10 protein-coding genes and 1 pseudogene are annotated in these 14,868 nt (G+C 73.5%); all 11 read left to right on the top strand.

Going from position 1 to position 14,868, the window contains the following annotated elements:
- Window positions 1-497: pseudogene (locus ACFXAE_RS04680) on the top strand (polysaccharide biosynthesis protein); the annotation flags it as partial.
- Window positions 494-2,059 carry a Wzz/FepE/Etk N-terminal domain-containing protein gene (locus tag ACFXAE_RS04675; RefSeq protein WP_384707895.1) on the top strand — a complete coding sequence of 522 codons (1,566 nt, stop codon included), beginning with the start codon at window positions 494-496 and terminating at the stop codon, window positions 2,057-2,059. The pseudogene ACFXAE_RS04680 and the gene ACFXAE_RS04675, both read left to right, overlap by 4 nt.
- Window positions 2,060-2,062: 3 nt before the next feature.
- The gene (gene asnB, locus ACFXAE_RS04670) at window positions 2,063-3,994 is read left to right on the top strand and encodes an asparagine synthase (glutamine-hydrolyzing) (protein WP_384707892.1); all 1,932 of its coding nucleotides are present in this window, start codon (window positions 2,063-2,065) and stop codon (window positions 3,992-3,994) included.
- Between the two features lie 17 nt (window positions 3,995-4,011).
- Window positions 4,012-6,183 carry a bi-domain-containing oxidoreductase gene (locus ACFXAE_RS04665; RefSeq protein WP_384707889.1) on the top strand — a complete coding sequence of 724 codons (2,172 nt, stop codon included), beginning with the start codon at window positions 4,012-4,014 and terminating at the stop codon, window positions 6,181-6,183.
- Window positions 6,180-8,144: an alginate lyase family protein gene (locus ACFXAE_RS04660; RefSeq protein WP_384707886.1), complete on the top strand. Its 1,965-nt coding sequence runs from the start codon at window positions 6,180-6,182 to the stop codon at window positions 8,142-8,144. Before ACFXAE_RS04665 ends, ACFXAE_RS04660 begins: the two co-directional genes overlap by 4 nt.
- A 9-nt stretch (window positions 8,145-8,153) precedes the next feature.
- On the top strand, window positions 8,154-9,674 hold the full coding sequence (locus ACFXAE_RS04655; RefSeq protein ID WP_384707940.1) for a right-handed parallel beta-helix repeat-containing protein: 1,521 nt from the start codon (window positions 8,154-8,156) through the stop codon (window positions 9,672-9,674).
- Window position 9,675: 1 nt separating this feature from the next.
- Window positions 9,676-10,908, top strand: coding sequence for an O-antigen ligase domain-containing protein (locus ACFXAE_RS04650; RefSeq protein ID WP_384707883.1), 1,233 nt, complete (start codon window positions 9,676-9,678; stop codon window positions 10,906-10,908).
- A 2-nt stretch (window positions 10,909-10,910) separates the two neighbouring features.
- Window positions 10,911-12,185 (top strand): glycosyltransferase, encoded by a 1,275-nt coding sequence (locus ACFXAE_RS04645; protein WP_384707880.1) that lies wholly within the window; start codon window positions 10,911-10,913, stop codon window positions 12,183-12,185.
- Window positions 12,182-13,417, top strand: a complete 1,236-nt coding sequence (locus tag ACFXAE_RS04640; RefSeq protein ID WP_384707877.1) for a methyltransferase domain-containing protein — start codon at window positions 12,182-12,184, stop codon at window positions 13,415-13,417. The genes ACFXAE_RS04645 and ACFXAE_RS04640 overlap by 4 nt, the downstream gene beginning before the upstream one ends.
- The gene (locus tag ACFXAE_RS04635; protein WP_384707874.1) at window positions 13,414-14,223 is read left to right on the top strand and encodes a glucose-1-phosphate cytidylyltransferase; all 810 of its coding nucleotides are present in this window, start codon (window positions 13,414-13,416) and stop codon (window positions 14,221-14,223) included. The genes ACFXAE_RS04640 and ACFXAE_RS04635 overlap by 4 nt, the downstream gene beginning before the upstream one ends.
- A complete protein-coding gene (locus ACFXAE_RS04630) occupies window positions 14,220-14,867 on the top strand; it encodes a PIG-L deacetylase family protein (RefSeq protein ID WP_384707871.1) in 648 nt (215 codons plus the stop codon). Before ACFXAE_RS04635 ends, ACFXAE_RS04630 begins: the two co-directional genes overlap by 4 nt.
- Window position 14,868 lies beyond the last annotated feature (1 nt).

Here is a 14,868-nt window from a genome sequence, read left to right as displayed (position 1 = left end):
GGGGCGGCGGGGGGGGGGGCCCCCCCCCGGGGGGGGGGGGGGGCCCTCGCGGCCCAACCGCCCCCCCGGGCCCCGCGCCCCCCGCGCGGCCCCCCGGGGGGGGGCGCCCCCCCCCCCGGCCCGGGCGCCGGGCCCCCCGGGGGGTGCTGGCCGAGGCCCGGCCGGGCCCCGACCCCCCCCGCGGGGCCGCGGGGCGGCTCGCCCCCGAGGCCGGGAGCGATCCGCTGCTGCGGATGGTGGGGGTTTCGGTGTACCGGCCGGTGGTCCCGGACCGCGACGACGAGTCCGGTGCCCTGGTCGTGCTCGGCGCGGGCAGCCGGACCGCGGAGGAGCTCGCCGGCATCGCCGAGGCGTGTGCGGACGCCGGGCACGAGGTCGTCGGCATCGTCCTCGCGGGTACGGTCCCGGCCCGTCCGGCGCGGTCCGCCGGCCGTCCTCGGGACACCGCCACGCCGGCGCTCGCGGTGGGCGGCGACGCGACGGGAGGTGCACGGTGACGACGAGTACGACGTCGGAGTCGTCGGCCGCCGCTCCGCTGCTGGATCTGCAGGCACTGGTGGTGGCGGTGCGCAGGCGGCGCCGCCTCTGGTGCTCCGTGGCGCTGCTGGGGCTGCTCGTCGGTGTGGCGGTGGCGGTCCTGCTGCCGCCGCCGCCGACCGCGGTGGCCAAGGTGCTGGTCGCGCATCAGCAGGACCAGCCGAACGACCCCGGGACGCTGATCCGCACCGACGCCGCGTTGCTGCACACCACGCGGATCGCCGGTGAGGCCCTGCGCTCCCTCGGATCCGCGGAAAAGCCGGAGGACTTCATGGAGGACTACGAGGGGACCGGCCTGACCAACAACCTGCTGCAGATCACCGCGACGGGTGACAGCGACGCGGAAGCGGTGGACCGCGCCGAGGCGCTGGCCGACGCGTTCGTCGCGGACCATGTGAGGCGGATACGGGAAGCCGCGGACGCCGAGGCCAAGACCCTGCTCGAACAGCGGGACCGCATGCGGGACGAGCTCGCCGAGGTCAACAAGGCGATCGGGGACGGATCGCCGGAGAGCGAGCCGGAAGGCGAGCCGAAGGCGGCGGCGGACCTGGAGTCGCTCTTCGCCCGCCGGGCCGAACTCACCTCGCGCATCACCGATTTCGGCCAGCGTGCCGGGGAGGCGCGCATCGGCACGCCCCAGCTCGTCGCCGGCACACAGGTCGTGGACGCCCCGCGCGCGGTGCGGCACTCCCTGCCCAGGGCCGCCGCCACCGACGCCGCGATCGGGCTCGTCCTCGGGCTCGCCCTCGGGCTCGCGGTGGCCGCGGTCGGCGCGGTGGTGGCGGACCGTCCCGTGCTGCGCCGGGACATCGCGGCGCACCTCGGCGCCTCGGTCGTCGCGGAGCTGCCCCGCCGGCCGGCCGGGCCGTGGCGGCGCCGGCGGATCCGGGCGGCACGGGAACGGCTCACGGTGTCCCTGGCCCGTACCGTGCGCGGCTCCGCGGAACCGGTGTCGCTGCTGGAACTGGGCTGTGCGCGCGGCGCGAGCGGGATCGCCCTGGACCTCGCCCGGGCACTGGCGGCTCAGGGGCCGGTGGTCGTCGTCGACGGTCTGCCCGGCCCGCAGCTCGCCGGGCGCCGCCCGAAGCCGGGAGACCCCACCGTGGTCAGCGGCGCGGACGCCGCGGCCGTGTCGCCCGATGAGCGCCGGCTCGGCGTCGGCTCGGTGGCGCCCGGCACCGCGTGGACCGACCTCCGGTACCTCGGCACGCGGACCGTGCTGGTCGTGCGGGCCGGGCACGGCAGCGCCGCGTGGCTGCACACCGTGGCGCGGCAGCTCGCGGACCAGCGCATCGCGGTGACCGGTGTGGTGCTGATCGACCCCGATCCGCACGACCGGACCGACGGCACGCTGTGGGACGGGCCGCACACCGCGCCGCGCGGCCGGAGCGAGCGGCCGGCCCGGCAGAACGGTGGGGGTGCCTCCCACGCCGTCCAGGCGGTGGGGGAGGAACGGCGGGGGACGGAGCGGCTGCCGATGCCGGCGGCGCGGGTCCCGGACAGCGACCAGGAGGCGCGGTAGAACATGTGTGGCATCGCAGGCACGTACCGGTGGCCGGACGGGAAGGCCGTGACCGACCGGCTCACCGATGTCCTCGCCCACCGCGGTCCGGACGGGGCGGGCCGGTACAGCCGTCCCGTCGGTGACGGCGAGGTGCACCTCGGGCACCGCCGGCTGGCCATCGTCGACCTGTCGGAGACCGGCGCCCAGCCGATGGTCTCGGGCGGCCTCGTCCTGACGTACAACGGCGAGCTGTACAACGCGCCCGAGCTGCGGGCCGAGCTGGCGGCCGCCGGGGTGCGCTTCCGCGGCACCTCCGACACCGAGGTGCTGCTGGAGGCCTGGCGGCGCTGGGGCACGGACTGCCTGCCCCGGCTGCGCGGCATGTTCGCGTTCGGGATCTTCGACGAGCGGACCGGTGAACTGGTGCTGGCCCGGGACCAGTTGGGCATCAAGCCGCTGTTCCTGCTCCGGCGCGGCGAGGGTCTGGTGTTCGCCTCCGAACTCAAGGCGCTCGCCGCGGTGACCGGCGGGTCGCTGGAGGTGGACCCCGCGGCGCTTGTGGCCTCGCTGCTGTACTACTGGGTGCCGGACTCGCGGTGCGCGTTCCGCGAGGCGGAGAAGCTGCCGCCGGGAAGCTGGCTGAGGTGCCGGCCCGACGGCCGGGTGGAGCGCGGCCGGTTCTGGAACCTGAAGGACGTCGCCGCCGAGGGCCGGGAGCGGGCCCTGGCCGGCGAGCGGCCGGACCTGAACGCGATCGTCGAGGAGTCGACCCGGCGGCACCTGCTCTCCGACGTGCCCGTGGCGACCTTCCTCTCCGGCGGTCTCGACTCCAGTTACCTGACCGCGCTGGCGGCCCGCGACCGGCCCGGGATCTCCGCCTACACGATCGGGTTCCGCGCCGCGGACGCCAGGTTCGAGGCGATGCCGGACGACCTGCGCTACGCCCGGCAGGTGGCCGAGCGGTTCGGCGTCGACCTGCACGAGATCGAGATCGCTCCGGACGTGCTCGACCTGCTGCCGCGGATGACGTACCACCTGGACGAGCCGATCGGCGACCCCGCCGCGATCAACACGTTCCTGATCTGCTCGGCCGCCCGGGAGGCCGGGGTCAAGGTGATGCTCTCGGGGATGGGCGCCGACGAGCTGTTCGCCGGGTACCGCAAGCACCTGGCCAACCTGATCGCGCTGCGCTACCAGCGCGTCCCGCGGCCCCTGCGGCGCGGGGCGGCCGCGGCCGTGGAGCGGCTGCCGGTCGCGACGAGCCGCCGGGGGTACCGGTCGGTGCGCTTCGCGAAGCGGTTCCTCTCCTTCGCCGATCTGCCGGAGGAGACCGCGTTCCGGCGCAGCTACACCATGTACGACCGGGACGAGCTGCTCGCCCTGATCGATCCGGACCTGGCCCCGGCGGTCGAGGACGTGCTGACCGAGCACGCGGACACCTACCAGGACAACGACCTCGACGACTTCGTCAACCGCATGTGCCTGGGCGACACCCGGATGTTCCTGCCGGGCCTGAACCTCGCCTACACGGACCGCTCCAGCATGGCCGCGTCGACCGAGGTGCGGGTGCCGTACGTGGACGTCGAGGTGGTCAAGGCCGCGTTCGCCGTGCCCGGTGACCGCAAGATCGTCGGACGGCAGGGCAAGGCCGTCCTCAAGGAGGCGGCCGTCTCGGTCCTGCCCCGGGAGATCGTGTACCGGCCCAAGGGTCTGTTCAGCGCCCCGCTGCGGGCCTGGATGAGCCGGGATCTGGCGCCGCTGGTGCGCGAGGTGGTCGACGACGGCGAGCTCGTCCGTTCCGGGATCCTGCGCCGCGACGCGCTTCAGCGGCTCGTCGCCGAGGACGCCGCCGGGCAGCGGGACTTCTCCAAGCATCTGTGGCACGTGCTGACCCTCGAGTACTGGTACCGCGGCGCGACCTCCGGGTCCGGCCGGAACTCCCTGACGGCGTAGAGACAAGAGGACTTCGGGTGAAACAGGTCGTACAGAACTACAAGAGCGGCGAGCTGGCTCTGCTCGACGTGCCGGTGCCGGGCTGCAAGCCGGGCGGCGTGCTGGTCCGCAGCGCCTACTCGCTGATCTCCACCGGGACCGAGCTGATGAAGGTGTCCGAGGCCGGCATGTCGATGGTGGGCAAGGCCCGCTCCCGGCCGGACCAGGTGGCCAAGGTCGTGCAGAGCGTGGCCACCAACGGGGTGCCCGCCACCTACCGCAAGGTGATGGGCAAGCTGGACTCCTACACGCCTCTGGGCTACTCGCTGTGCGGGGTGGTCGAGCAGGTCGGCGCCGGGATCGACGACGTGAAGGTCGGCGACCTGGTGGCCTGCGCCGGCAACGAGCACGCGCTGCACGCCGAGCTGAACTGGGTGCCGAAGAACCTCTACGCCCCGGTGCCGGACGGTCTCGCGCCGCGGCACGCGGCCTTCGGCACCGTCGGGTCGATCGCGCTGCAGGGCGTCCGCCAGGGCGAGTCGCGGCTCGGCGAGGTGGCGCTGGTCATCGGCCTCGGGCTGATCGGGCAGCTGGTGGTGCAGCTCCTCGCCGCCTCGGGGGTACGGGTCGTCGGGGCCGACCCCGATCCGGCGCGCTGCGAGCTCGCCGAGCGCCTGGGCGCGGCGGCCTGCGGCGATCCCGCGTCAGCGGCCGTGGAGAGTGCCGTCGCCGAACTCACCGACGGTCACGGTGTGGACCAGGTGTACCTGGCCGCCGGCGGCGGCAGCAACCAGCCCGTCGAGCTGGCCGCCCGGCTCTGCCGGGACCGCGGCCGGGTCGTCGACATCGGCAAGTGCCGTCTGGACCTGCCGTGGAACGCGTACTACGAGAAGGAGCTCGACGTCCGGTTCTCCCGTTCGTACGGCCCCGGGCGCTACGACCCGGAGTACGAACTGGAGGGGCGGGACTACCCGATCGGCTATGTGCGCTGGACCGAGCGCCGCAACCTGGCGTGCTTCCTCGGTCTCGTCGCCCGCGGCAGCGTCGACGTGGAGCCCCTGGTCTCCCACGTCGCCGGCTTCGACGACGCCGTCGAGACGTACCGGAGCCTGAAGGACGGCGAACTGAAGGCCGTGGCCGTGCTGTTCCGGTACCCCGGGCAGGAGGTCGAGGCGGCGGCCCCGGTGGTGGCCGTGCCCTCCGTGAACGTGCAGCGGAGCCCGGTGAGGGCCGCCAGGACTCCGGTGCGCCTCGCGTTCGTCGGCGCGGGCAACTACGCGTCGTCGATGCTGCTGCCGCACCTGGCGCGGCGCGACGGCGTCGAGCTGTCGACGGTCGTCACCACGACGGCGCTGTCCGGGGCCAACGCGCAGCGCAAGTTCGGCTTCACGGCGGCCACCACCGATCTCGACTCCGTGCTCGGCGACAAGTCCGTCGACGCGGTGTTCGTGGTCACCCGGCACAGCTCGCACGCCGAGCTGACCCGGAAGGCGCTGCTGGCCGGCAAGGCGGTGTTCGTGGAGAAGCCGTTGGCGCTCACCGAGGACGAACTGGCCGGTGTGCTCGCCGCGGTGGAGGAGTCCGGCAACGACCGGCTGCAGGTGGGCTTCAACCGCCGGTTCGCGCCGCTGCTGCAGGAGGCCAGGAAGCGGTTCGGCGCCCGGACCGGTCCGGCGAGCCTGCGCTGCCTCGTCAACGCGGGCCGCCTCGACCACGGCAGCTGGTATCTCCGGCAGGGCACCGAGGGCTCGCGGTTCGCCGGTGAGGGCGGGCACTTCATCGACACGGCGAGCTGGCTGCTGGAGGCCGACCCGGTCTCGGTGTACGCGGTCGCCCCGTCCGGCAACGAGGACCTTCAGGTCGTACTGCGCTACCCGGACGGGTCCACCGCCACGATCAGCTACGTCACCACCGGATCGTCCGGGTTCCCCAAGGAGACGCTGGACCTCATCGCGGACGGCAAGGTGCTGCGGCTCGACGACTTCGTCCGTGCCTCGGTGTACGGCCGCAAGCGGTGGGTCAGTTCACGGCTGCCCAAGGCCCGGGACAAGGGCCAGAACGCCGAACTGGCCGCGTTCGTCAAGGCCGTACGGACCGGCGGGCCGATGCCGGTGCCGCTTCGGTCGCTGGTCGCCACCACGGCGGCCACCCTCGCCGTACAGGCGTCTCTGGCCGGGGGCGCGCCGGTGACGCTCACGGGGGCGCGATGACCATGAGCGCGGGCTGGTACCTGCGGCGGCTGTCCCGGATGGGACCGCGGGAGGTCGGCGGCCGGGTGGGCGACGCGGTGCGCAGACGGCGGTGGCGGTCGGCACCGCCACCGGACTGCCCGGACGTGACCGGCGCCCGGTTCACCGCGGTCCTGCCCGCGGGGACGATCGCCGCGGTGCCGCCGGACGCCGCGAAACGCCTCGTCGCCGAGGCGGACCGGCTGATGGCCGGGCACGCCGAGTACTTCGGGGTGGACCGCGACGACCTGGCCGACCCGGACTGGTGGTACGACCCGAAGACCGGACGCCGGGCTCCGTCGGGTTACGCCTTCGACGTGCCGTACCGTGACGAGGACGCGGTCGGGGACATCAAGCAGATCTGGGAGCTGTCCCGGCACCAGTACCTCACCCGGCTCGCCGCCGCCTACGCGGTCACCGGGGACGAGCGGTACGCCGAGCGGGTGGCCGGGCACCTGCGGTCGTGGTGGGCGGCCAACGCGCCGCTGCGTGGGGTGCACTGGGTCAGCGGCATCGAGCTGGGGATCCGGCTGCTGTCCTGGGTGTGGATCCGCCGGCTGCTCGACGGCTGGCCGGGCGCGGCCGGGCTGTTCGAGGGCAACCCGGTGGCACTGAACCAGATCTGGCACCACCAACGCTGGCTGGCCGCCTTCCCCAGCCGGGGGTCCTCGGCGAACAACCACGTCATCGCGGAGGCCGCCGGGCAGTTCGCCGCGGCCTGCGCGTTCGGGTGGTTCCCCGCCTCGGCGCGCTGGCGGGCCGACGCGCTGCGGTCGCTGGACCGGCAGCTGCGCGGCAACACCTTCGGCTCCGGCCTCAACCGCGAACTGGCCACCGAGTACCACGGACTGGTGCTGGAACTCGGCCTGGCCGCGGTGGCGGAGGCGGACGCCGCCGGCGTGCCGGTGCCCGCGTCGGTACGGCTGGTGCTGCTGCGGATGACCGACGCGCTCGCGGCCGTCGTGGACAGCCGGCTACGGCCGCCGCGCCAGGGGGACGCGGACGACGGGCACGGTCTGGTCGTGGACGGCACGGGCACCGACCGCTGGGGCTCGCTGCTGGCCACCGGGGACGCCGTGTTCGGATCTCTCACCTGGTGGCCGGAGGTGACCGGCACCGATGTGCGCACCCCGCTGCTGGCCGCGCTCATCCGGCCGTACGCGGAAAGGGGAACCGCACGCCCGGCGAGCCGGCCGGACCACTTCGCCGACGCGGGGCTCACCGTCCTGCGCGGTCCGGGCGAGATCTGGTGCCGCTGTGACGGTGGTCCGCACGGATTCCTGTCCATCGCCGCACACGCCCACGCGGACGCGCTGTCCGTGGAGGTCCGGCACGACGGGGTCGACGTGCTCGCCGACCCGGGGACGTACTGCTACCACGGGCAGCCCGAGTGGCGGCGGTACTTCCGGTCGACCCTCGGCCACAACACCCTGCAGGTGGACGGCGGTGACCAGTCCGTCTCCGGTGGCCCGTTCCTGTGGACCCGGCATGCCCGCAGCCGGGTCCTGGCCGTGGACACGTCCGACGAGAGCGTGGCCCGCTGGTGCGCCGAGCACGACGGCTACCGGCGCTCCGTGCACCGCCGTCGGGTGGAACTGACTTCCACGACGCAGGAGTTGAGGGTGGTCGACGAGGTGCGCGGCCCGCGCCGGGCCGTGCGCCTGGCGTTCCACCTCGGCCCGGAGATCACCGCGGACCTGGTGGGGAACCGGGCCGTACTCACCTGGACCCGGGACGGCGAGGACCGCTCCGCGGTACTCGACCTGCCCGGACAGCTGTCCTGGCGGGCGCACCGCGGCGAGAGCGACCCGCCGCTGGGCTGGTACTCCGCCGGCTTCGGCCGCAAGGAACCCACCACCACGCTGGTCGGTACCGGCACCGGCTCCGCCGACGGCACGGAGAAGTACACCACCGTCCTCGGGTTCCGCGGTCAGGGGGCCTGATCCGTGAGGATGAAGTGGCGGCACCGGGCGTTACCGGCGGCACCGCTGACGCTGGTCCTGCTGGCGGCGGCGACCGGCTGTGACAGTGGCACGCCGGACGCGCGGCCGAAGCCGACCGCCACGCCGCCCGCGTCCGTGGCCCGGGTGTGCGACAAGCCCGCCGCCGGGCCGGCGAAGGCGCCGGCGGGCGCGGTGACGGTCGACCCCGCGGTCGCCGGTGACCTGGCCGCGAAGACCAGGAGCAGCCCTCCGGACACCACGTTCTGGCTCCGGCCGGGCACGCACAGGCTCGATCCGGACCGCTACGCCCAGGTCGTCCCCAAGGAGGGGAACAGCTACCTCGGCGCGCCGGGTGCGGTGCTCGACGGCCGCAGGACCAACCAGTACGCGTTCGGCGGCACCGCCCGCGACGTCACCATCCGCCACCTGACCGTGCAAGGTTTCGTCGCGCCGCACGACGAGGGCGTGGTCAACCACGACTCGGCCGACGGGTGGACGATCGAGCACGCGACGATCCGGAACAACTCCGGCGCCGGGCTGATGGCCGGTGCCCGCCAGCAGGTCCGCGCCAACTGCCTGCGCGACAACGGCCAGTACGGCATGAACGCGTACAAGGCCGGGGGCCGTATCAGCGGCCTGGTGGTCGAGGGCAACGAGATCACGGGCAACAACACCGGCGACTGGGAGCGGCGGCGGCCGGGCTGCGGCTGCACCGGAGGCGTCAAGTTCTGGGCCGTCGACGGCGCCGACGTACGCGGCAACTGGGTGCACGACAACCGCGGAGCCGGGCTGTGGGCGGACACCAACAACAACGACTTCCGCATCGAGGGCAACGTGCTCGAGGCCAACGACGGTGCCGCGCTGATCTACGAGACCAGCTACAACGCGGTCATCCGGAAGAACACGATCCGGCGGAACAACTGGGTCGAGGGCCGCAGGTACGCCGACCGCGGCGACACCTTCCCGTTCGCGACCGTCTACATCTCCGAGTCCGGCGGCGAACCACGGGTACGGGCCCGCACCGACAGGATCGAGATCCACCGGAACGTGCTGGAGGACAACTGGTCCGGGATCACCCTGTGGGAGAACGCCGACCGGTTCTGCAACAGCCCTGCCAACACCTCGTCCGGTGACTGCACGTTGCTGGTGAGGGACAAGGACCGCTGCACACAGCCGGCGATCGCCACCGCGCCGCTCTACGCCGACTGCCGGTGGAGGACCCAGCGGGTGGACATCCACGGCAACCGCTTCGTGCTGGACAAGTCCGTCGTCGACTGCACGGTGATGTGCGACCGGATGGCGGTGCTGGCCAACTACGGCACCTACCCGGACTGGTCGCCGTACCAGGGCGAGCGGGTGTCCGAGGCGATCACCCGCGAGCAGCACAACCGCTGGTACGACAACACCTACGTCGGGCCGTGGAAGTTCACCGCCCACGACCCGAGCCGGGTGCTCGACGCCGTGCAGTGGCAGGGACCTCCGTACCGGCAGGACGCGGGCAGCACCTTCCGCGCACAGGGCGGTGGTTGAGATGGGCACGGACCACACGCCGAAGCTCGTCCAGGCGGCCTGGGGGCTGCTGGTCCTCAACACGCTCGGCTCCGCCGGGGCGAAGACCATCGTCCCGCTGCCCCGTTCGCTCATCCAGATGGTCACCATGGGCGCGCTGGCCGTCGCGTTCACGCTGGCGCTCGCGGTCAATCTCCGGCTGCGCGTCCGGCCGAGCGCCTACCTGTTCCTGCTCACCCTGCTGCTGGTGCCGAGCGTGATCTCCAGCGCGGACCCGGAGTCCGGGTTCGGCGCGCTGTTCCGCTGTGCCCGGCTGGCTCTCTTCGTCGCCACGCTGTGGCTGCTCAGCCGTTGGTGGGACGGCGGCCCGACGTTCGTGCGGCACCACATCCGGATGTACTTCATCGTCCTCGGGTCGGTGGCCGCCGGGCTGGCGATCTCACCGGGCGCCGCCCTGCCCGACCTCTACGGCGGACGGCTGGTCGGCGCGTTGTGGCCGCTCACCCCTCCGCAAATCGGACAGTACGCCGCGGTGATCACCGGGCTCACCGTGCTGCTCCTGCTGGGCCGCCGGACCGACCGGGGCAGCGCGGCGCTGGTCGTCGTGCCGTCGCTGGTCCTGCTCGCGCTGACCCATACCCGGACGGCCACGCTCGGCCTGCTCGTCGGGCTGCTCCTGGCGATCGGCTCGCTCGTCCTGACCAGCGCCGCCGCCCGCCGGTTCTTCGCCTGGACGGTGCTGTGCGCCGCCGTGACCGCGGTGGGCTTCGGCTCCGCGCTGCAGGCGTGGTTCCTGCGCGGACAGAGCCAGGAGAACTTCACCAGCCTCACCGGCCGGGCCAAGGTCTGGGACGCCCTGCTGGCGGCACCCCGGACGACCTCGGAGTACCTGTTCGGCGCGGGCCTGGGCGACAAGTCGTTCGGCGGGCTGCCGATCGACAACAGCTGGCTGGCCGTCTACCACGAGCAGGGCATGACCGGCGTCGCCCTGGTGGCGGCGGTCGTCGTCGTGCTGGGCGGTGTCGCGTTGCTGCGGCCGCCGTCGCTGTCGAGGGCCTGCGCGATCTTCCTGATCAGCTACTGCGCGATCGCGTCGTACACCGAGGCCGGGCTGGGCGACGCCTCGCCGTATCTGCTGCATCTGGCCGTGGCCGCCTCGCTGCTGGCGGCTCCCGCCGCGGCCGCTCCCCCGTCGACGCCCGACGTCCCTCGACGTCGCGTCCCGCGATGGGCCCTGAGACCGGAGGTGACCTGAGCATGCACGTCCTCGTGGTGCACAACCGCTACGCCTCGGCGCAGCCGAGCGGGGAGAACAAGGTCGTCGACCAGGAGGTGGCGCTGCTGCGCGGGGCCGGCCACCGGGTCGAGGTGTTCGAGCGGCGCAGCGACGACATCGCCGCCCGGTCCCTGCCGGCCAAGGCCGCGCTGCCGCTCCTCGTGCCGTGGAACCCGGCGGTCCGCGCGGAGCTCGCCGCCCGGCTGCGCGCCGAGCGGCCGGACGTGGTGCACGTCCACAACGTCTTCCCGCTGCTGTCGCCGGCGGTGCTGGCCGCCTGCGCCGACGCCGGCGTGCCCGCCGTCGCCACGCTGCACAACTACACCCAGGTCTGCCCGCCGGGCACGCTTCAGCGGAACGGCCGGCCGTGCACCGAGTGCGTCGGGTCGGCGCCGCTGCCCGCCGTCCGGCACGGCTGCTACCGCGGCTCCCGGCTGGCGACGGTGCCGCTCGCGGTCAGCCTGTCGGTCAACCGGCGGCGGTGGTGGTCCGGCGTGGAGCGGTTCTTCTGCATCTCCGCGGCGCAGCGCGACGTCCTGGTGCGGGCCGGCATGCCGGCCGAACGGCTGGGGGTGAAGCACAACTTCGTGCCCGACCCGGAGGTCCGCCGGGCGGGCGACGGCGAGCATCTGCTGTACCTCGGCCGGCTCGCGGAGGCCAAGGGCGTACGGCTGCTGATGGCCGCGTGGGACGAGCTCGCCGCCGGCGGCGGCGTGGGCGTGCCGCTCGTGATCGCCGGCGCGGGGCCGCTGGAGAGGGAGGTGACCGCCTGGGCGGCGGGCCGGGACGACGTGCGGTACGTCGGCCTGTACGACACCGCGGAATGCCGGCAGGCCGTCGCGCGGTCGGTCGCCGTGGTGGCCCCCTCGACATGGCTGGAGGCGTTCGGTCTGGTGGTCGTGGAGGCGATGGCGGCGGGGGTCCCGGTCGTCGCCGCCGGCCACGGCGCCTTCGTCGAACTCGTCGAGGACGAAAGGACCGGGCTGCTGCACCGGCCGGGCGATGCCGCCTCGCTCGCGTCCTGCATACGCCGGATCGCGGCCGGTCCGGCCCTGGGCCGGGAGATGGGTGAGGCGGCCCGGCGCCGTTACGAGCAGGGGTTCAGCCCGGCCGTCGGCCTTGAGCGCCTGGTGGAGGGGTACCGCACCGCGATCGCGGGCCGGTCCGGCGGCGGGGACGGCCCGCCGCCGGCAGGGGACGAACACACGGGCTCGCGGCGGGGACACCCGCGCGGGCGGGATGGGGGCAGTACATGACACGATGCCGACTCTGCGGCTCGGCGGCGCTGGAGAGCGTCGTCGATCTCGGGGCGACCCCGCCGTGCGAGAGCTTCCTCGCCGCGGACCAACTGGACCGGCCGGAGCCGGCGTACCCGCTGCACCTGCGGGTCTGCACCGACTGCTGGCTCGCGCAGATCCCTCCGCTGATCACGCCGGAGGAGACGTTCAAGGAGTACGCGTACTTCTCCTCCTACTCCACCTCCTGGGTGGAGCACGCGCGCACGTTCGTCGCCGGCGCCGCGGCGCGGGTGGGGCTCGGCCCCGACGCCTTCGTGGTCGAGGTCGCGAGCAACGACGGGTACCTGCTGAGACATGTGGTGGACCGGGGCATCCGCTGCCTGGGCATCGAGCCGTCGGTGAACGTCGGCGCCGCGGCGCGCGAGGCGGGTGTGCCCACGCTCACGGAATTCCTGAGCCCGGACACCGGCTCGGCCGTCCGCGCCGAACACGGCCCGGCGGACCTGGTCGTGGCCAACAACGTGTACGCGCACATCCCCGACGTGGTCGGGTTCACCCGGGGCCTGCGCGCCCTGGTCGCCGACGACGGCTGGGTCTCCATCGAGGTGCAGCACCTGCTGACCCTGATCGAGGAGAACCAGTACGACACGATCTACCACGAGCACTTCCAGTACTACACGGTCGCCTCCGCGACCCGGGCGCTGGCGAGCGGCGGACTCGCGCTCGTGGACGTCGAGCTGCTGCCCACGCACGGCGGCTCCGTCCGGCTGTGGGCCCGGCCGGCCGAGGTGGCCGGCGAGCCGGCCCGGCGGGTGGCCGACGTGCTGGCCCGAGAGAAGGCCGCCGGGCTGCAGGAGCTGTCCGGGTACGCCGAGTTCTCCGCCCGGGTGGCCAAGGTGCGCCGGGACCTGCTGCGGTTCCTCATCGAGGCGGCCGAGCGCGGCGAGACGGTGGTCGGCTACGGCGCCCCGGGCAAGGGCAACACCCTGCTCAACCACTGCGGCATCCGGCCCGACCTGCTCCCGTACACGGTCGACCGCAACCCCTACAAGCACGGCAGGTTCACCCCGGGCACCCGCATCCCGGTCCTGGCGCCCGAGCGGATCGCCGCCGACCGGCCGGACTACGTCCTCGTCCTGCCGTGGAACCTGCGGGCCGAGCTGGTCGAGCAACTGTCCTTCGTGCACGAGTGGGGCGGCCGGCTGGTCTTCCCCATACCGGAACTGAGCATTGTCGAGGTCGAGCGATGAAGGTCGTACTGTTCTGCGGCGGTTACGGGATGCGGATGCGGAGCGGAACCGCGGACGACGTGCCCAAGCCGATGGCGATGGTCGGGCCTCGGCCGCTGATCTGGCACGTGATGCGCTACTACGCGCACTTCGGGCACACGGAGTTCATCCTGTGCCTCGGCTACGGGGCGCACCACATCAAGGACTTCTTCCTCAACTACGAGGAGACGACGTCCAACGACTTCGTGCTGCGGGGCGGGCGGACCGAGCTGCTGTCCACCGACATCGCGGACTGGACGATCACGTTCGCGCAGACCGGCATCGAGTCACCGATCGGGGAGCGGCTGCGCCGGGTGCGGCACCACCTGGACGGCGACGAGATGTTCCTCGCCAACTACGCCGACGTGCTCACCGACGCCCCGCTGCCGGAGATGATCGAGAAGTTCGCCCGGCGCGACGCCGGCGCGTCGATGATGGTGGTGCCGCCGCAGTCCTCGTTCCACTGCGTGGATCTGGGCGAGGACGGCCTGGTGGGGGGCATCACCGCGGTGAGCGACCTGCCGCTGTGGGAGAACGGCGGCTACTTCGTGCTCCGCCAGGAGGTCTTCGACCACATCCCGGAGAACGGGGACCTGGTCGCCGACGGGTGCACCCAACTGGCCAAGCGGGGCAGGCTGGTGGCACACCGGCACCGCGGCTTCTGGAAGCCGACCGACACCGTGAAGGAGCGGGCCGCGCTCGACGGGGCATACGCCCGGGGCGACCGTCCGTGGGCCGTGTGGGAACGGGACGGCGCGAGGGCGCGTGCCGGGGCGGGGACCGCGTGATCCGGCTCGGGGCCGGGCGCCTGGACCGGATCGTCGCCATGGGCGCGCACTGCGACGACATCGCCATCGGCGCCGGCGGCACACTGCTCACGATGTGCCTCGCGCGGCCGGGCATCCGCGTCGACGCGCTGGTGCTCTCCGGCGGCGGCGGCGAGCGGGAACAGGAGGAGCGGGCCGCGCTCGCCGCCTTCTGCCCGGGCGCCGACCTGCGGCCGACCGTGCTCAAGCTCCCGGACGGCCGGATGCCGGCGCACTGGGAGGAGGCCAAGGCCGCGGTCGAGGAGCTGCGCGGGCGGACCGAGCCGGATCTCGTGCTGGCCCCGCGCACCGATGACGCGCACCAGGACCACCGCGGCCTGGCGCAGCTGGTGTCCACAGCGTTCCGCGACCATCTCGTGCTCGGCTACGAGATCGTCAAGTGGGACGGTGATCTCGGCCGTATGGCGGCGTACCAGCCGCTGTCGCCGGAGATCGCCGAACGGAAGGTGCGGCTGCTGCAGGAGCACTACCCCTCGCAGCGGCACCGGCCCTGGTACGACCGGGAGGCCTTCCTCGGCCTGGCCCGGATCCGCGGCATCGAATGCCACGCGCGTTACGCCGAGGCGTTCGCCGTCACCAAACTCACTCTCGACCTGGGGGATTGAA

Origin of the sequence: Streptomyces sp. NPDC059454 (genome assembly GCF_042749965.1) — a bacterium.
Taxonomy (GTDB): Bacteria; Actinomycetota; Actinomycetes; order Streptomycetales; family Streptomycetaceae; genus Streptomyces.
The sequence above is the reverse complement of the archived record's forward strand: the minus strand, read 5'-3'. Positions and strand labels throughout refer to the sequence as shown.